The sequence below is a fragment of the Nocardia sp. NPDC050412 genome (assembly GCF_044458825.1).
Classification (GTDB): Bacteria; Actinomycetota; Actinomycetes; order Mycobacteriales; family Mycobacteriaceae; genus Nocardia.
In genome coordinates, this window is sequence record NZ_JBITIJ010000001.1 from 626,312 (window position 1) to 644,083 (window position 17,772).

At 65.7% G+C, this 17,772-nt stretch carries 14 protein-coding genes; 9 read left to right on the forward strand and 5 right to left on the reverse strand.

Annotated features, from left to right (window positions below; translation table 11 throughout):
• Nucleotides 1-17: 17 nt before the first annotated feature.
• Together ACIBI6_RS02955 and ACIBI6_RS02960 are read right to left on the reverse strand one after the other, a co-directional pair.
• Nucleotides 18-809: an SDR family NAD(P)-dependent oxidoreductase gene (locus ACIBI6_RS02955; RefSeq protein WP_364340431.1), complete on the reverse strand. Its 792-nt coding sequence runs from the start codon at nucleotides 807-809 to the stop codon at nucleotides 18-20.
• Between the two features lie 17 nt (nucleotides 810-826).
• Nucleotides 827-1,834: an AraC family transcriptional regulator gene (locus tag ACIBI6_RS02960; RefSeq protein WP_396955118.1), complete on the reverse strand. Its 1,008-nt coding sequence runs from the start codon at nucleotides 1,832-1,834 to the stop codon at nucleotides 827-829.
• Between the two features lie 102 nt (nucleotides 1,835-1,936).
• On the opposite strand from ACIBI6_RS02960, the gene ACIBI6_RS02965 reads away from it, so the two are divergent.
• Nucleotides 1,937-2,851 carry an MBL fold metallo-hydrolase gene (locus tag ACIBI6_RS02965; RefSeq protein ID WP_396955119.1) on the forward strand — a complete coding sequence of 305 codons (915 nt, stop codon included), beginning with the start codon at nucleotides 1,937-1,939 and terminating at the stop codon, nucleotides 2,849-2,851.
• A gap of 170 nt (nucleotides 2,852-3,021) precedes the next feature.
• On the opposite strand, the gene ACIBI6_RS02970 is transcribed toward ACIBI6_RS02965, so the two are convergent.
• Nucleotides 3,022-3,588 (reverse strand): TetR/AcrR family transcriptional regulator, encoded by a 567-nt coding sequence (locus ACIBI6_RS02970; RefSeq protein WP_040691943.1) that lies wholly within the window; start codon nucleotides 3,586-3,588, stop codon nucleotides 3,022-3,024.
• A 96-nt stretch (nucleotides 3,589-3,684) separates the two neighbouring features.
• Entirely contained in the window at nucleotides 3,685-6,501 is a 2,817-nt protein-coding gene (locus tag ACIBI6_RS02975) for an aconitate hydratase (protein WP_396955120.1), read from the reverse strand.
• Nucleotides 6,502-6,752: 251 nt separating this feature from the next.
• On the opposite strand from ACIBI6_RS02975, the gene ACIBI6_RS02980 reads away from it, so the two are divergent.
• The 8 genes from ACIBI6_RS02980 to ACIBI6_RS03015 all read left to right on the forward strand — a co-directional run bounded on the left by ACIBI6_RS02980 (nucleotide 6,753) and on the right by ACIBI6_RS03015 (nucleotide 15,252).
• The gene (locus ACIBI6_RS02980) at nucleotides 6,753-7,409 is read left to right on the forward strand and encodes a DUF6676 family protein (protein ID WP_396955121.1); all 657 of its coding nucleotides are present in this window, start codon (nucleotides 6,753-6,755) and stop codon (nucleotides 7,407-7,409) included.
• A gap of 264 nt (nucleotides 7,410-7,673) precedes the next feature.
• The gene (locus tag ACIBI6_RS02985) at nucleotides 7,674-9,098 is read left to right on the forward strand and encodes an NlpC/P60 family protein (RefSeq protein WP_396955122.1); all 1,425 of its coding nucleotides are present in this window, start codon (nucleotides 7,674-7,676) and stop codon (nucleotides 9,096-9,098) included.
• Nucleotides 9,099-9,252: 154 nt separating this feature from the next.
• Nucleotides 9,253-10,461 carry a MoxR family ATPase gene (locus ACIBI6_RS02990; protein ID WP_364340445.1) on the forward strand — a complete coding sequence of 403 codons (1,209 nt, stop codon included), beginning with the start codon at nucleotides 9,253-9,255 and terminating at the stop codon, nucleotides 10,459-10,461.
• A 32-nt stretch (nucleotides 10,462-10,493) separates the two neighbouring features.
• On the forward strand, nucleotides 10,494-11,444 hold the full coding sequence (locus ACIBI6_RS02995; RefSeq protein ID WP_364340447.1) for a DUF58 domain-containing protein: 951 nt from the start codon (nucleotides 10,494-10,496) through the stop codon (nucleotides 11,442-11,444).
• The gene (locus tag ACIBI6_RS03000) at nucleotides 11,441-12,445 is read left to right on the forward strand and encodes a VWA domain-containing protein (protein WP_364340449.1); all 1,005 of its coding nucleotides are present in this window, start codon (nucleotides 11,441-11,443) and stop codon (nucleotides 12,443-12,445) included. The genes ACIBI6_RS02995 and ACIBI6_RS03000 overlap by 4 nt, the downstream gene beginning before the upstream one ends.
• A 98-nt stretch (nucleotides 12,446-12,543) precedes the next feature.
• Nucleotides 12,544-13,260, forward strand: coding sequence for a 3-oxoacyl-ACP reductase FabG1 (fabG1, locus tag ACIBI6_RS03005; protein WP_364340451.1), 717 nt, complete (start codon nucleotides 12,544-12,546; stop codon nucleotides 13,258-13,260).
• A 72-nt stretch (nucleotides 13,261-13,332) separates the two neighbouring features.
• A complete protein-coding gene (gene inhA / locus ACIBI6_RS03010; protein ID WP_364340453.1) occupies nucleotides 13,333-14,169 on the forward strand; it encodes an NADH-dependent enoyl-ACP reductase InhA in 837 nt (278 codons plus the stop codon).
• Nucleotides 14,170-14,190: 21 nt separating this feature from the next.
• Complete coding sequence (locus ACIBI6_RS03015; RefSeq protein ID WP_396955123.1) at nucleotides 14,191-15,252, forward strand: ferrochelatase; 1,062 nt, start codon at nucleotides 14,191-14,193, stop codon at nucleotides 15,250-15,252.
• Nucleotides 15,253-15,292: 40 nt separating this feature from the next.
• Here ACIBI6_RS03015 and ACIBI6_RS03020 read toward each other — a convergent pair whose 3' ends face one another.
• The gene (locus tag ACIBI6_RS03020; RefSeq protein WP_396955124.1) at nucleotides 15,293-17,755 is read right to left on the reverse strand and encodes an FHA domain-containing protein; all 2,463 of its coding nucleotides are present in this window, start codon (nucleotides 17,753-17,755) and stop codon (nucleotides 15,293-15,295) included.
• Nucleotides 17,756-17,772: the final 17 nt, after the last annotated feature.

Here is a 17,772-nt window from a genome sequence, read left to right on the forward strand (position 1 = left end):
GCATCCCGTTGTAGGGCTCAGCGCATGTCGCGGTGACCAGCGGCTAGTTCGGTCATTACCTTGTCGGCGCCGAAGAGACGCTGGACGCGGGTTGAGAGATTGGGGGCGATCAGGGCCAATATCGCGCCGAGGCGGACCGGGAGGGGGGCTACGTCGGTTTCGGCGATGTTCCGTTCGATCGCTCGGACCACGGCGTTCGCGACGTCTTCCGGGCTTCGGGTGCCGACGCCCTGTGGTAGGGCCGCGCCGGATTTGATGAACATGCCCGCGTCCCTGACGAATCCGGGGTAGATCGAGGAGACACCGATGCCGCGGCTTTGCAGGTCCTCGCGCAAGGCCAAAGCGAAGCCGCGCAGTCCGAATTTGGTGGCGTTGTACATCGCCGCCTTACCGGATGCAGCCTTGCCGGACAGAGAGTTGATGAAGACCAGATGCCCCTTGCCGCGTTCGGCCATCTGCGCACCGGCGAGGCGGGCGAGCACGATGGGGGCGCGCAGATTGACCTCCAGTGCTCGATCGATCTCGGTCAGCGAGTAGTCGAGCAGGTCGCCAGAACCGGGCAATGCGGCATTGGCGATGACGACATCGAGGTCACCGGCCTCCGCGAGCAGCTTCTCGGCACCACCCGGCACCGCGAGGTCCGCGACGATTGCGCGTGCTCCGAACTTGGTCGCGGCCTGGTCCAGTGCCTCGGCGCGGCGACCGGAGAGCACCACACTCGCCCCTCGTGCCGCGACCGCGGCGACGATCGCGCTCCCGATCCCGCCGGTCGCGCCGGTGACCAGGACACGGGCTCCGTTCAGTTCCATGTCGATGATTATGGTCCTCAGTCGACGGTGTCGGACGTGATCACGCGATCCAGCAGATGATGGAATTCCTCGGAGCTCTGGGGGGAATCTGGGGTGTCGACTGGCCCGGCAACAGTGGAGCCGTGGTGGCGGTAGCGGCCGGGTGAGGTGCCGAACTGTTTCTTGAACGCGTTGGAAAAGGCATAGGCGGTGGCGTATCCGACCTGGTCGGCAATGGCGGAAAGGGGATCGGTGGTGTCGCGGAGCAGCGCGGCGGCCCGCGTCAGGCGCCACCAGGCCAGATATCCCATCGGCGGCTGGCCCACCAGTGTGGCGAATCGGCGGGTCAGGGTGGCGCGGGAGACACCAGCTTCGGTGGCCAAGCGGTCGTTGCTCCAGGACGCGGCCGGGTCGGTGTGCAGCGCCCGCAGCGCGTTGGCAGTGACCGGATCGGTGAGCGCGGCCGACCAGATACCTGTCCTGCTCTCGGTCATCCACGCGCGGACCATGTAGACCAGCAGCAAATCGAGCAGGCTCGGAACGGCGATACAGGAACCGGGGCGGCGCTCGTCGGCTTCCAGCGCTAGTAGGTCGATGGCGGCGCGGAGTTCGCGGTGATCGCCCGTGCGGGCTGGTAGGTGGATGACCGCCGGCAGCTCCGCCACAAGGGGGTGTTGCCCGCGTCGGTCGAGCCGGTACTTGCCGCACAACGCTTCGAACCCGACTGTGTCCGAGGACCTTTCGGATACTTGCTCGGCACGCCATTGCTCGAACGGAACGGCCTGCGCCACAGTTTGCGCGTCGATGGACCGATCGGAGAGGACATGCCCGGTTCCGTGTGGCAGCAAGACTGCGTCACCTGTTCCCAGCATCACTGGATCCCCCTGATCGGGCAGCACCCAGCAGTTGCCCCGCAGGACGATATGGAACCCTGCCCCGAAGTGCGGGGCGAGGCGGGTGCACCAGTCGCGCTGGTGCGTATACAGCCGGCTCGACGACGGTTGCCCCAGGCGTATGGAAGCGATCGCGTCGCTCAGCACATCCATAAGCCGATGTTACTGAGAACACTCACTACTGAGTCGATTGGGTATCTTTGTGAGCGCAGTACCCATTGATCGACTCGCATCCGCGTCCATAGGCTCGGCGGTATGGAAAGTTCACAGAGCATCGTGCTGGGCGACGTCGAAATCTTCCGTGTCGTCGAATGGCAGGGCACCCTGATGCCGGGCACCGACCTGCTGCCCGACACCACCGATCAGACCTGGCGGGACAATACGGACTGGCTCGAGCCAGATCATTGGGAACCCGACACCGGACTGGTCGTGGGAGCGATCCAAACCTGGGTGCTCCGCAGCGGCGGTCGCACGATCCTGATCGATACCGGCGTCGGCAACGGCCGCGAACGCCCCAGCCGCGCGTTGTTTCACCACCGCCACGGCGACTTCCTGAACCGTCTTACGCAAGCCGGTGTGCACCCGCAGGCTGTCGATCTCGTGGTCAACACCCACCTGCACGGCGATCACGTGGGCTGGAACACGCACGACGTCGATGGCCAGTGGATGCCGACATTCCCCAACGCGCAGTATCTCATCCCGACCGCCGACGACACCTACTTCGGCCCCACAGGCGGCTACGCCGGCGGTCGCCGCCCCGACGACCGGCTCATCTACGAGGACAGCATCACACCGATACATCGCGCTGACCAGGCCGTCCTATGGGACGACACCTACCGCATCGATGACAATCTGACCCTGGAATCCGCACCCGGCCACACCCCCGGATCCTCGGTCCTGCACCTGGAATCCGGCACCGATCGCGCGATCTTCGTCGGTGACCTGGTGCACAGCCCGATCCAACTGCTCCACCCGTCCTGCAGCAGCTGCCTTTGTCTCGACCCACACCGGGCCGCAACCACCAGGCGCCGAATCCTCGAACAAGCCGCGGACCAACGGCAATTGGTGATTCCCGCGCATCTCGGCGGCTCAGGAGCGGTGGAAATCCGCCGCGCAGGAACAAATTTCACACTCGGCGAGTGGGCCGCCACGCCGGCAGCGCCACGCTGAGGCAAGCGCCGACCCTCCAGATTTCAACGGCCGGCGCAACCGTCGAGCGCCGGAAAAGCCCGGCCCCGGGTCAGTTCGGTTCCTCGAAAAGCACACGGGCACGGAGCACCACATAGTCGTGTATTAGAGGGCAGTCGGCCGTCGGCGGAGGGGGTCGGGTGCATACGATTTCATTCCTTGCGGCGCACCGATGCTTCGACGAGATCCAATACCGCCGAAAGGTTTTCGTTGGTGTGCCCGGACGCGATGCGGGCGATGAGACCGTCCAGCACGAGGTCCAGATATCCGAGGAGGACGTCGGTGGGAACGTCGTCGCGGAGGGCACCCGCGGCCTTGCGGCGTTCCAGGCGGGCCAGGGTGGCGGCGGTGAGTTCGGCAGAACGCTGGGTCCAACTCGCGCGGAATTCCGGATCGGTGCGCAGGCGGCGCGCGATCTCCAAACGGGTTCCGAGCCAATTGAATTGCTCCGGGTGGGCGAGCATATCGCGCATGACCTGCACCAGACCCTGATTGGCCGCTACATCGGCCATGCGGTCGGCGTCTTCTTGGGCCAGGGCGAGGAAAAGGGCGTCCTTGTCCCGGAAGTGGTGGAAAATCGCGCCGCGGGACAGGCCGATGGCCTCTTCCAGACGGCGCACGGTCGCACCGTCGTACCCGTATTCGGCGAAACAGGCCCGCGCCCCGTCCAGAATCTGACTACGCCGGGCGGCGAGGTGATCATCACTGACTTTGGGCATTTCGGCGGGCTCCTCCGAGCGAAGCGGGCAATGCAATGTGAAGAGGTCCGCGCACCGCGGGTGACGCGGTGCGCGGACCTACTACAGCACAGTCGTTCAGCCGCGAATCATGTTGCGCAGCACGTACTGCAGGATGCCACCGTTGCGGTAGTAGTCGGCCTCACCGGGGGTGTCGATCCGGACCACCGCGTCGAAGGTGACCACATCGCCGTTCTCCTTGGTGGCGGTGACCTTCAAGGTCTTCGGAGTCACACCCTCGTTCAGCTTGGTGATGCCCTCGATGTCGAAGGTTTCGGTGCCGTCCAGCTTCAGCGACGCGGCCGACTCACCGGCCGGGAACTGCAGCGGAATGACGCCCATACCAATGAGGTTCGAGCGGTGGATGCGCTCGAAGGACTCGGTGATGACGGCCTTCACACCCAGCAGCGAGGTGCCCTTGGCGGCCCAGTCACGCGAGGAACCTGAACCGTACTCTTTACCGCCCAGCACGACCAGCGGGATGCCCGCGGCCTGGTAGTTCTGCGAGGCATCGTAGATGAACGCCTGCGGGCCGCCGTCCTGGGTGAAGTCACGGGTGTAGCCGCCCGAGACATCGACGAGCAGCTGGTTGCGCAGCCGGATGTTGGCGAAGGTGCCGCGGATCATCACCTCATGGTTACCGCGACGCGAGCCCAGGGAGTTGTAGTCCTTGCGCTCCACGCCGTGCGAGTCGAGGTACTGCGCGGCCGGGGTGCCCGGCTTGATCGGACCGGCCGGGGAGATGTGGTCGGTGGTGACCGAGTCACCGAGCAGCGCGAGTACGCGCGCGCCCTTGATGTCCTCGACCGGAGCCGGCTCCATATCCATGCCGTCGAAGTACGGCGCCTTGCGGACGTAGGTCGAGTTCTGGTCCCACGCGAAGGTGTCGCCCTCAGGGGTGCTCAGGCCCTGCCAGCGCTCGTCGCCCTGGAAGACGGTGGCGTAGGACTTGGTGAACATATCCCGGCTGATCGCCGACTTGATGGTGTCGTCGATCTCCTGCGGGGACGGCCAGATGTCCTTCAGGAAGACGTCGTTGCCGTCGGTGTCCTTGCCCAGAGCGTCGGTCTCGAAGTCGAAGTCCATGGTGCCCGCGAGCGCGTACGCGATGACCAGCGGTGGCGAGGCCAGGTAGTTCATCTTCACGTCGGGGGAGATACGACCCTCGAAGTTGCGGTTACCGGAAAGCACCGCGGTGACCGACAGATCGTTGTCGTTGATCGCCTTGGAGATCTCCTCCGGCAGCGGACCGGTGTTACCGATGCAGGTGGTGCAGCCGTAACCGCCCACGTAGAAGCCCAGCTTCTCCAGGTACGGCCACAGACCGGCCTTCTCGTAGTAGTCGGAGACGACCTGCGAGCCCGGGGCCATGTTGGTCTTGACCCACGGCTTGGAGGACAGGCCCTTCTCGACCGCGTTACGAGCCAGCAGGGCCGCGCCCAGCATGACCGACGGGTTGGAGGTGTTGGTACAGGAGGTGATACCCGCGACCACGACCGCGCCGTGATCGAGCACGAAGTCACCGCGCTCCGGATCGGAGACCTTGACCGGCTTGGACGGACGGCCGACACTGCCGTTGGCGGCGGACGGCAGGATCGCGTCGTCGTCGGCGAAGGACAGCACGGCCGGATCTGAGGCCGGGAAGGACTCCTCGATGGCCTCATCCAGATGCGTGTGCGGGGTGGCGGCGGCCGGGCCGGACTCCGCGTCGTTGGTGTAGTTGTGGATGTCCTTGCGGAACGCGGTCTTGGAGTCCGACAAGAGGATTCGGTCCTGCGGACGCTTCGGGCCGGCGATGGACGGCACCACGGTGCTCAGGTCCAGCTCGAGGTACTCCGAGTAGGCGGGCTCGTTGTCGGCGTCGTGCCACAGGCCCTGTTCCTTGGCGTACGCCTCGACCAGCGCGAGCTGCTCGTCGGTGCGGCCGGTGAGGCGCAGGTAGTTGATGGTCTCGCCGTCGATCGGGAAGATCGCTGCGGTGGAACCGAATTCGGGGCTCATGTTGCCCAGGGTGGCCCGGTTGGCCAGCGGCACCTCGGCGACGCCCTTGCCGTAGAACTCGACGAACTTGCCGACCACACCGTGCTTGCGCAGCATTTCGGTGACGGTGAGCACCACGTCGGTGGCGGTCACGCCCGGCTTGATCTCACCGGTCAGCTTGAAGCCGACGACGCGCGGGATGAGCATGGAGACCGGCTGCCCGAGCATGGCCGCCTCGGCCTCGATACCGCCGACGCCCCAACCCAGTACGCCCAGGCCGTTGACCATGGTGGTGTGCGAGTCGGTGCCAACGCAGGTGTCGGGATAGGCCTGGCCGTTGCGGACCATGACCGTGGGGGCCAGGTATTCGATGTTGACCTGGTGCACGATGCCGACGCCCGGCGGGACGACCTTGAAATCGTCGAAGGCGCCCTGGCCCCAGCGCAGGAACTGGTAGCGCTCGCCGTTGCGCTGGTATTCCAGGTCGACGTTGCGCTCGAGGGCGTCGGCGCGGCCGAACACGTCCAGGATGACCGAGTGGTCGATGACCATGTCGGCGGGGGAGAGCGGGTTGACCTTGCTCGGGTCGCCGCCGAGGGTAGTGACGGCCTCGCGCATCGTGGCCAGGTCGACGATGCAGGGCACGCCGGTGAAGTCCTGCATGATCACGCGGGCCGGGGTGAACTGGATCTCGGTGTTCGGCTGAGCCGATGGATCCCAGCTCGCGATGGCGCGGATGTGATCGGCGGTGATATTGGCGCCGTCCTCGGTGCGGAGCAGATTCTCCGCGAGGACCTTCAGTGCGTAGGGGAGTTTTTCGGTGCCGGGCACGGCCGAGAGACGGAAGATCTCGTAGGAGTTGCTTCCGACCTCGAGGGTGCCCTTTGCGCCGAAAGTATCGATACTTGTCGTCACGTCAGCTCCACTCGTCTGTGAGGGTGGCCGCGGGCGGGGCTGTGCCCGCGGCTGGTTTTCGAGCGACCTGCAAGCGGTCGCTACGGTTACGTGTTCGGAGGGTTCCAGCGCTGGAACGTACTGGCTCCTCGCGGCTTCGAGCCTAACAGTACGCTTGTCCTGTGAAACGCGCGGGTGCCGTTGGGTGCGCCGTCGGAAGGTGGTCCGACACTCCGTCGCGTACTGTGCTTTCGAGTTGTTCGGAGTGACCGGTGGGCCTGCACCGGTTCACCCTGCAGTGTTGGATGCCCGTCGCCTCGCGTACCGATGCGGCTCGACAGACCGGATGGAAGATGACCGTCTCGCACACCTCGGTGTTCACGCCCCTGCGCGCGGAACTCCCCCCTGGTATCGACGACAAGACGTTGACCCAGATCAAGGAGGATGTGGCCGACAACCATGTGGCCACGCCGAAGGGTAAGGACCAGGACGCGCTCGAGGCGGTCGTCGCCGATGCCCGAGCCCACGGCATCGAACTCAGCATCGTGGTGATTCCCGGTAATCCAGGCCACGACTCCAATCTACGTGACCTGGCAACCGAGGTCGGCACCACCGAGCATGGAACCGTGGTTGCGCTCAGTGACGACTGGGTCGGCACCTACAGCGATTCGATCAGCCGGGTGAAGCTGGAGTGGGCTGAGGACGCGTCCAAGAGCACCCAGGGTCATTCGGCGCAGGCGGCGCAGATTTTCATCGATCGGCTCGAGCAGCCGGAGAAGGTCTCCTGGACTGCGATCACCAGCGTGTTGCTTGTCGGCACGGCGGCGGTGGTCGGTGGTCTCTATTGGGTGAAGTCGCGCCGTTCTGCCGAGCGGGCTGTGCCGGTAGGGGTTTCGGCTCGTGGCGACGACCGGGATCTCATCTCGTAGCGAGTATCCGCTCAGCTACTTTTCGTGCCGGCCGGTTTGTTTTTTCCGGCCGGATCTCCGTACCTATACGGCTATTTCTCGGCAACGGCCGAATTACACGCCTGTAGTTCTGTTGTCAGAGTTTCTTTGGTGAATGATGTGTCGTACGGTTCGAATGTTTACTGATGGGGAAAGAGTGTTCAGAGAGCTATCTGTGCACCACTGAGCGCGATGGGTCGCAGGGGGCTCGTGAGGTTAAGCCTGGTCGGGTCCTTGGGAGGTGCGATGCGCAACAACGGCGTTGCCGGTTCTCGGCGTCCGCTGTCGGTCGCTCTGGGGTTGCTGGTCACTGTCGCCGTGTTCGTCACGGCAGGGCCGGTCGCCGCGGTGCCGCCTGCTCCACCCAACCCGAGCGATAGCCAGATCGCCGACGCCGGCGCGCAAGCCGACGCCAGAGTGACCGAGGTCGGCGCGCTGGTCAACCAGGTCGCGGCGACGGATCAAAAGCTGCGGGAACTCGACGCCGCCATTGCGCAGAAGCGCGAGGAGGTCAACAAGGCGCTGGTCGATCTGCAGGACGCCCGCGACGCAGCCGACGCCGCCGCGGCCGCGGTGGTGCAGACCCAGCGCGAACTGAGTGAGGCCGGAACTCAGGTCGACCAGGCCAGGCGCAACTTCGACCAGTTCGCGGTGCAGGCATACACCCGGCCCGCGGCGAGCTCCATCGTCACCTATCTGTCCTCGGCCACCCCGGATGTCGCGCTCAACCGCGCCCAGGTGTTCACGCTGGTATCGAAGAATCAGCAGTCGGTGCTCGACTCGCTGCGCCGCGCCCAGATCGCACAAGGCAATAGGAATGCCAGTGCGCGCCAAGCGAAATCGGCCGCCGACGCGGCCGCCGCGGTGGCCGAACAGAAAAAGACCGACGCGGAAAACGCCGTCGCCGCGGTGCGGGCCGAACAGGATCAGCAGGCGGCGCAGCGGGAGGGCCTACTACGCGAGCGCACGGCGGCGCAGGGCCGCCTCGACCAGGCGCGCGCGAATGTGGCCGGGCTGCAAGGGCAACGCGAGGCCTATCTGGCCTGGGACGAACAGCGCAAGGCCGAGGAGGCCGCCATCCGCGCGGCGGCCGCGGCCGCCGCCGCACGTGCGGCCCAGGATCAGGCCGCCAAGGACCGCGCGGCGCAGGCGGGCGAGGGCAAGCGGCCGCATATCCAGATGCAGGATTCGCCGCCGCGCCAAACCCGCCCGCGCGCCACCGGCCCGACCATGCCGTCGGTCACCGGCTCGCAGGCGATCGAAACCGTGGTCGACCGGGCCATGTCGCAGATCGGTGTCGTCTATGCCTGGGGCGGTGGCGATGAGGACGGGCCGACCCTCGGCATCCACGACGGCGGTGTCGCCGACAGCTTCGGCGATTACAACAAGGTCGGCTTCGACTGCTCGGGTCTGATGATCTATGCCTTCGCTGGTATCGGCGTCTCACTGCCGCACTACAGCGGGTATCAATACAACGCGGGCACCAGAGTGCCCGTCGCCGAGCGCAGCCGCGGTGACATGCTGTTCTGGGGCCCGAACGGCAGCGAACATGTCGCGCTCTACCTCGGAAACGGGAAGATGGTGGAGGCGCCGCAATCCGGCGAGGTGGTACGGGTTTCTCCGGTGCGCGAGGGCGGCATCATGCCGTACGCGGTGCGGATCGTCACCTGACCCCTAGGCTCGTCTGGTAACCCTAGGCTGGGCCGCGCCGCGAACCCGACCGCGAACCTGTTGATTTGCCGTGATCTCGGGTCCGGTTGCGGCATATGCGGCCATTACCTGGAATAGTTGTGGCAGCACGCACAGGACCAAAGCGAAAGCGGGGATGTTGGTGACTTCGACGGACGGTGTGAGCGGGGCAAGTTTGGCGAAAGAGGCCGCTGCTCCCGCACCCAGCACCCTGGAGCGTGACGTCCAGACCCTGGAGAAGGCGATATACGAGGTCAAGCGCGTTATCGTCGGCCAGGATCGGCTCGTCGAACGGCTGCTCGTCGGGGTGCTCGCACGCGGCCACGTACTGCTCGAGGGTGTGCCAGGTATCGCCAAAACCCTTGCGGTGGAGACCTTCGCCAAGGTGGTCGGTGGTTCGTTCGCCCGCGTCCAGTTCACCCCCGACCTGGTGCCCACCGACCTGATCGGTACCCGCATCTACCGCCAGGGCCGCGAGGAATTCGATACCGAACTCGGCCCGGTCGTGGCGAACTTCGTGCTTGCCGACGAGATCAACCGCGCGCCGGCCAAGGTCCAGTCCGCACTGCTCGAGGTGATGGCCGAGCGGCATGTGTCGATCGGCGGCAAGACCTACCCGATGCCCGATCCGTTCCTGGTCATGGCGACCCAGAACCCGATCGAGAGCGAGGGCGTGTACCCGCTGCCCGAGGCGCAGCGCGACCGCTTCCTGTTCAAGGTGGTCGTCGACTACCCGTCGGTGGAGGAAGAGCGCGAGATCATCTACCGAATGGGCGTCACCCCGCCGGAGGCCAAGCCGATCCTCGACCCGACCGAACTGATCCGCTTGCAGCGCGTGGCCGCGAATACGTTCGTGCACCATGCGCTGGTCGATTATGTGGTCCGGGTGATCGCGGCGACCCGCAAGCCCGGCGAGTTCGGCATGCAGGACGTGGCGAGCTGGATCGCCTACGGCGCCTCGCCGCGCGCCAGCCTCGGCATCATCGCCGCGGCCCGCGCCGTGGCGCTGATCCGCGGCCGCGACTATGTGGTGCCGCAGGATGTCGTTGAGGTGATTCCGGATGTGCTGCGCCACCGCCTTGTACTGTCCTACGACGCACTCGCCGATGAGATCACCCCCGACGATGTGATCAAGCGCGTGCTGCAGACCGTCGGCCTGCCGCAGGTCGCACCGCAGGCGGTCGCCCCGGGTGGTCAGTCCGCACCCGTGCCGGCCGCACCGCCCGCCATGGGACCGCACGGCGGGCAGCCGCCGATCCCGCAGCCGCCCGCACCTCAGGACGCGGTGCCGCAGCCGTCGGTCGCGCAGATGTCTCCGGCCGCCGGCAATAACCAGCCGAAGTGACCTCGGCATCGGATCCGGTTCCACCAGTGCCGATGTCTCCACATGCACCACCGTCTTTCCGATCGGGCGAACTGTCGGATCCGAAGCTGACGGCGGCGCTCAGAACGTTGGAACTGACCGTCCGTCGTCGGCTCGACGGTGTGCTGCACGGCGATCACCTCGGCTTGATTCCGGGCCCCGGCTCGGAGCCGGGCGAGGCCAGGACCTACCAGCCGGGCGACGATGTGCGACAGATGGATTGGTCGGTCACCGCCCGCACCACCCATCCGCATGTACGGCAGATGATCGCCGACCGGGAACTCGAGACCTGGATGGTGGTCGATCTGTCGGCCAGCCTCGACTTCGGCACCGCGCTATGTCAGAAGCGCGATCTCGCGGTCGCGGCCGCGGCGGCGATCACCCACCTCACCAGCGGCGGCGGTAATCGGATCGGCGCGGTCGTCGCGACCGGTGAGCGGTTGACCCGCATTCCCGCGCGCAGCGGCCGGGTGCACGCGCAGTCGATGCTGCGCGAGATCGCGACGACCCCGCACGCCCGCGACGGTGTGCGCGGCGATCTGCGCGAGGCGATCGAATCGCTGCGTCGCCCGCAGCGCAAGCGCGGACTCGCGGTCGTCATCAGCGACTTCCTCGGTGATATCAACTGGCAGCGCTCGCTGCGCGCCATTTCCGCGCGCCACGATCTACTCGCGGTCGAGGTGCTCGACCCGCGCGATCTGTCGCTGCCCGATGTGGGTGATGTGGTGCTGCACGATCCCGAGACCGGGCGCACCCGCGAATTCAGCGTGACGCCTTCGCTGCGTGCCGATTTCGCAACCGCCGCCGAGCGTCATCGCGTTCAGGTCGAACAGGCCCTCCGCAGTTGCGGTGCACCGGTGCTCACCCTGCAGACCGACCGGGACTGGATCTCCGATGTGGTCCGGTTCGTGTCCACCCGGCGCCACGCATTCGGCGCCCCGAGCGGACGGGCGCCGCGCCAGTGAGTATTTCGCATTTCACCGCGCTGGTCTGGCTCGGCTTCCTCGCTGTTGTCGTGCTGATCGCGTTGGGCTACATCCTCGTTCAGCGCAGCCGTCACCGGCACATGCTGCAGTTCACCAATATGGAGCTGCTGGAGAAGGTCGCCCCGTCGCGACCGAGTCCGATGCGGCATGTGCCGATCGCGCTGATGTTGGTCGGTCTGGTGTTCCTCACCATCGCGGCCGCGGGGCCGACGGCGGTCAAGAAAGTGCCGCGCAATCGCGCGACAGTCGTTCTGGTGATGGATGTTTCGCTGTCCATGGAGGCGACCGATGTGCCGCCGTCGCGACTGAAGGTGGCGCAGAAGGCCGGTAAGGAATTCGTCGACGGGTTGCCGCCGGGTATCAACCTCGGCTTCGTCACTTTCGCGGGCACCGCCTCGGTAATGGTGCCGCCCACGACGAACCGCGAGGCCGTCAAGGCGGCCATCGACAACATCAAACTCGCCGAGCGCACCGCCACCGGTGAGGGCATTCTCACCGCGCTGCAGTCGATCGACACCATTGCCACTGTGCTCGGTGGTGCGGAAACGCCGCCGCCCGCGCGCATCGTGCTGATGTCCGACGGTAAGCAGACGGTGCCCGACGACAAGGACGTCGACAATCCACGGCACGGTTTCACCGCGGCTCGCCTTGCGAAGAACAAAAGCGTTCCGGTATCGACGATTTCGTTCGGAACCTCGTGGGGCACGGTGGAAATTCCGGACCAGGACGGTAGAGGCGCGCAACGCGTCAAGGTGCCTGTCGACGATGATGCGCTGCGCGAGATCGCCAAACTCTCCGGTGGCGATTTCTATACCGCTTCGAGCCTGACCGAGTTGACCGCGGTCTACGACACGCTCGAAGAGCAGATCGGTTACGAGATGACCAGGGGCGATGCCAGCAGACCATGGCTTTTGCTCGGCATGCTCGTCGTCGCTGCCGGTGTAGTTACCGGCTTGCTCTATCGTCAACGCCTGCCGTAGTCGTCAATGCCTGCCGTCGCGACGCGCCCGGTTCTACATAGAAGCACTATGTGTGGCCCGGACGTGGCGCACGAACCCGAACAGATAGGTTGGTCCTCATGTCGAACATCACATCCCGGTCGGTCCTGGTGACCGGTGGCAACCGCGGTATCGGACTCGCGGTCGCGCAGCGTCTGCTTGCCGACGGGCACAAGGTGGCCGTCACGCATCGTGGGTCGGGGGTTCCGGACGGACTGTTCGGTGTGAAATGCGATGTGACGGATAGTGATTCGGTCGATGCCGCCTTCACCGAGGTGGAGCAGCATCAGGGGCCGGTCGAGGTGTTGGTCGCCAATGCGGGCATCACCGACGACACCCTGCTGATGCGTATGACCGAGGAGCAGTTCACCAAGGTCATCGATGCGAACCTGACCGGTGCATTCCGCTGCGCCAAGCGTGCGAACCGCGCGATGCTGCGGGCACGTTGGGGTCGGATGATCTTCCTCGGCTCGGTCGTCGGCCTCGGCGGTGGTCCCGGCCAGATCAACTACGCCTCGTCGAAGGCCGGCGTCATCGGTCTGGCGCGTTCCATCACCCGTGAACTCGGCTCGCGCTCGATCACCGCGAATGTGGTCGCGCCGGGCTTTATCGAGACCGATATGACGGCTGAACTGCCCGACGATCTGCGTGACACAGCGAAGAAGTTCATTCCGCTGCAGCGCCTGGGCCAGCCGGAAGACGTCGCCGCCGTGATCAGCTTCCTGGCCTCCGATGATTCTGCCTACGTGTCCGGCGCGGTGATCCCGGTCGATGGCGGCATGGGCATGGGCCACTGACCCAACCGAAAGCCGACGTGTTCGGCGGTCGCGTAACCAGTTGAACTTCGACTACAGGAGAACCGAAAACCCATGGGCGGATTGCTCGAAGGCAAGACCATCCTGATCACCGGCATCATCACCGATTCCTCGATCGCGTTCCATGCGGCGGCGGTCGCGCAGGAGCAGGGCGCGAAGGTGATCATCACCGGCATTCCGGAGCGGCTGCGGCTGATCGATCGGATCGCCAAGCGGCTGCCGCAAGAGGTCGCCCCGGCCATCCCGCTCGATGTCACCAACGAGGACGATCTGGTCGTACTGGCCGATAAGGTCCGTGAGCTCGCGCCGGACGGCCTCGACGGTGTGCTGCACTCGATCGCTTTCGCGCCGCGCACGCTGATGGGTCCGGAGGCACGTCCGTTCCTGGACGGTCCCGGTCCGGATGCGGCCAAGGCGTTCGAGATCTCGGCGTGGAGCTACGCCTCGCTGGCCCGCGCTGTGCTGCCGGTGATGAACGAGGGCGGTTCGCTCGTCGGTATGGATTTCGATCCGCGCACCGCGATGCCGTTCTACAACTGGATGGGTGTGGCCAAGGCCGCGCTGGAGTCGGTGAACCGCTATGTGGCGCGCGAGGTCGGCACCGCCAAGCGCATTCGCTCGAACCTGATCGCCGCGGGCCCGATCAAGACCCTCGCGGCCAAGGCCATCGCGGGCACCGCGACCGACGATGCCGCCAAGCTCAACCAGCTCAACACCTACTGGGATGGAGCGTCGCCGATCGGCTGGGATGTCGACGATCCGACCGTGGTGGCGAAGTCGATCGTCACGCTGCTCTCGGACTGGCTGCCCGGCACCACCGGTTCGATCATCTACGTCGACGGCGGGGCCAGCCACAACACCTGGTTCCCGGAGAACATGTCGATCAACTGAGGTAATCCGAAGGGAGACACCGTGGTTCGGGCCGCCGACGCCCTACTGCTGCTGTCGTTCGGCGGTCCCGAGCGGCCCGAGGACGTTATGCCGTTCCTGGAGAACGTCACTCGGGGGCGGGGCGTGCCGCGCGAACGTCTCGAGGAGGTCGCGCAGCACTACATGCATTTCGGCGGTGTCTCCCCGATCAATGCGCTCAATCGCGACATCATCGCCGCGGTACATCGCGAATTAGCCGGTGCAGGAATCGAATTGCCGGTGTATTTCGGTAACCGCAACTGGGATCCGATGGTCGAGGACACCGTCGCGCGTATGGCGGCCGACGGTGTGCGGTCGGCCTTGGTATTCCCGACCTCGGCGTGGGGTGGATACTCGGGGTGTCTGCAGTACGACGAGGACATCGCAAGGGCGCGTGCGGCTTTCGGGGCGGACGCGCCGGAGCTGGTGAAATTGCGGCAGTACTTCGATCATCCGCTGTTGATCGAGGCCTTCGCTGCCGCGATTCGTGCTGCGGTGGATTCGCTTCCAGCCGAGCGTCGCGATGGTGCCCGACTGGTTTTCACCGCGCACTCGATACCGGTATCGGCCGATATTGCCGCGGGACCGCGCGCGGATGGTGGGCGGCTGTACAGTCGTCAGGTCGCCGAGGCGGCGCGATTGTGCGCCGCCGCGACGGGATTCACCGATTACGACGTGGTGTGGCAGTCCCGTTCCGGCCCGCCGCGGATTCCGTGGCTGGATCCGGATATCGTCGATCATCTCGAGGATCTGTCGGGCAAGGGTGTGGATGCGGTCGTCGTGTGCCCGGTCGGATTCGTCTCCGATCACCTCGAAGTCATCTGGGATCTGGACAACGAAGCCAGGGAGAAGGCCGCCGAACTCGGCATGGCGTTCGCCAGGGCCGCCACTCCCGGCACCGATCCCCGCTTCGCCCAGTTGGTCGTCGAACTGATCGACGAGCAACTGGCCGGTAAATCGCCACGCCGACTCGGCGACATTCCAGGCTACGGCTGCACCGTTAACGGCGCCCCCTGTGCAATCGACTGCTGCACCCCGCCGCGACGCCCTGCCGCCGCAACCTAGACGTCGACGGCAACCAGCCGCCGGTTTGCGTTACTGGGCGTCAAAGCGTCGCCTTGCGGGCACCGCGGCGCCGTGGGCGCAGTTGATACAGGCGATACCAGGCCAGCGCGAGGAAGACTGCCCCCAACCCGGCGACGACTCCCATATCGAGCAGCCACGTGCCCATGGTGTGTTTCCAGAGCGGATCGGCTGCGCCCGTGTGCGGTGTGAGAGTGTCCAGGTCGAGGGTGGCGGCTCCCGCGCCGAACCCCCAGCGCGACGGCGATAGGTAGGCCAGTTGTTCCAGGCCGAGTGTGCCGGGGAGCCGCACCAGCCCGCCGGTGAGCACCAGTTGTGCCATCGATAGCACAATCAGCAGCGGCAGTGTCTTCTCCGAGGTGTTCACCGACACCGATACCAGTAAGCCCAATGCCAGCGATGCGATGCCGAGCAGCGCCATCGCCAGGATCAGCTCCAGCTCGACCATCGTGAAAAGCCCCTTGGGTGGCATGTCCACACCGATGGTGCCGATCAGGACCAACACCGCCGCCTGAAGGGTGGTGATCACGCCCAGGACCAGCAGTTTCGACATCAGATAGACCCCTGCTGACAGGCCTGCCGCGCGTTCTCTGCGGTAGATCGTCTGCTCCTTGACGATCTCGCGAATCGAGTTGCCGGTGCCGACGAAGCAGGCCGCGAACGCCAAAACCATGAGCTTGGTCGGGGCGTCGACGTTGGATCCCGGCGGCCCGGCGAAGCCCTCGCCCGATGGCACTGCGGCGATCAAGCCACCTAGGAGTATGGGCATCACCCCGAGCAGCGCCATATAGCTTCGGTCCGAGGCAATCACCGCCAGATATCGCCGGCACAACGTACTGAGCTGGGCAAGCTTGGACTGCTGCGCGGGCGGCGGCGCCGGTGGGCGCACTTGCGCTGGGCCGACATCGTCGGTCAGTCCGACCGCCACGTAGTTCTCGAAGCGTGAAGACCTCTGGAACTCACCGGCCCAGTCGCGGTCTTCCTCGCGGTCGAATGCCTGGAAAACCTCGGCCCAAGTGCGCTGTGCGAACTGCTGCAGCCCCTCCTCGGGCGGCCCGTAATAGGCCAGCCGACCGCCGGGCACCAGGACCAGCAGGCGGTCGCAGGAATCAAGATTGGCCACACTGTGCGTAACGACGATGACGGTCCGCCCGTCGTGCGCCAGTTCGGACAGCATTTCCATGACCGTCTTATCCAGGCCCGGGTCGAGGCCGGAGGTCGGTTCGTCGAGAAACAACAGGGACGGTTTGGTCAGCAACTCCACTGCGACGCTGACACGTTTGCGCTGCCCGCCAGAGAGCTTGTCGATGCGGGTTTCGGCGTGCCGCGTCAAGCCGAGTTCTTCTAGGACCTCGTCGACCCGCTGCTCGCGCTCCTCGCTGCGTGTGTCACCGGGGAAGCGCAGCTCGGCCGCGTAGAGGAGCGCGCGCCGCGTCGGAAGCTGGTTGTGCAGGATGTCCTCCTGCGGGACCAGCCCGATCCGGTGTCGGAGTTCGTCGTAATTGGTGTACAGGTCGCGTCCGTCGTAGCGGACCGTCCCCTCCGTCGCGGGCCGCAACCCGGTGACCGCGCCGAGTAGCGTCGACTTGCCCGCCCCGCTGGGCCCGATGACCCCGACAAGCGAACGCTGCGAGATGGGGAAGCCCACTGCGTCGAGGAGCACCTTGCCCTCAGGGGTCCGCACGGTGAGGTTCTGCACCGAGACCGACACGTCACCGGTGTCGACGAACTCGCGCAGCTCGTCGCCGACCAGCCGGAACGTGGTATGCCCCATGCCGATCAAATCGGATTCGGATAGGTCCGTGGCGTCGATCCGGTGGCCGTTGACGTAGGTGCCGTTGTGGCTGTCGAGGTCGACGATCCGGTACCTGCCGTCGCCGATCGTGCGCAGCTCGGCGTGATGGCGGGAGAGCATGAGGTCGTGCGCGACGATGTCGTTGTCTGGCGCGCGTCCGATCCGAAGCGTCGGCGAGGTGATCCGGACGACCGCGCTGGGGCGGGCCCCTGAGGGTGCCGATCGCGAAACTCGCCTGGGCAGACCCGCGTGGAACTTCGTGACCGTAGCTTCGTCCGCGAGGTTGTAGCCCGGATCGGAGACGATCATCGTGTCTCCCCCGATATCGGCATCGGACTCCTGGCCGGTTTGTCCTTCTTGCCCCTCGATGGAAACGGCCAATTGCTCGCCGTCCACGGCGTGCCCGAGCTGGAACGTCTCGTCATGGTCGATCAGCATCCGATCGACCCGGTGACCGTCGAAAAAGGTGCCGTTGAGGCTGCCCGCGTCCTCGATTTCCCAACCGTCCGCACCCCGCTCCAGCACGGCGTGCAACGAAGATGCGCGCGGATCGGTCACGATAACGTCGGATGCCGGATCGCGACCGACGTTATATGCCGTCCCAGCACGTAGCCGATAGACGCGTTCCCTTGTCTGCACCACGAGAACCGGCGCCTCGGGAAATTCGATGGATGACTCGTCATCCGCCATGAGATGAGTATACCGAC

Bases quoted from the DNA above. Each gene is read 5' to 3' on its own strand.
- ACIBI6_RS02955 (WP_364340431.1), bottom strand. From the start codon at position 809: ATGGAACTGAACGGAGCCCGTGTCCTGGTCACCGGCGCGACCGGCGGG.
- ACIBI6_RS02960 (WP_396955118.1), bottom strand. From the start codon at position 1,834: ATGGATGTGCTGAGCGACGCGATCGCTTCCATACGCCTGGGGCAACCG.
- ACIBI6_RS02965 (WP_396955119.1), top strand. From the start codon at position 1,937: ATGGAAAGTTCACAGAGCATCGTGCTGGGCGACGTCGAAATCTTCCGT.
- ACIBI6_RS02970 (WP_040691943.1), bottom strand. From the start codon at position 3,588: ATGCCCAAAGTCAGTGATGATCACCTCGCCGCCCGGCGTAGTCAGATT.
- ACIBI6_RS02985 (WP_396955122.1), top strand. From the start codon at position 7,674: ATGCGCAACAACGGCGTTGCCGGTTCTCGGCGTCCGCTGTCGGTCGCT.
- ACIBI6_RS02990 (WP_364340445.1), top strand. From the start codon at position 9,253: ATGTTGGTGACTTCGACGGACGGTGTGAGCGGGGCAAGTTTGGCGAAA.
- ACIBI6_RS02995 (WP_364340447.1), top strand. From the start codon at position 10,494: ATGTCTCCACATGCACCACCGTCTTTCCGATCGGGCGAACTGTCGGAT.
- fabG1 (WP_364340451.1), top strand. From the start codon at position 12,544: ATGTCGAACATCACATCCCGGTCGGTCCTGGTGACCGGTGGCAACCGC.
- inhA (WP_364340453.1), top strand. From the start codon at position 13,333: ATGGGCGGATTGCTCGAAGGCAAGACCATCCTGATCACCGGCATCATC.
- ACIBI6_RS03020 (WP_396955124.1), bottom strand. From the start codon at position 17,755: ATGGCGGATGACGAGTCATCCATCGAATTTCCCGAGGCGCCGGTTCTC.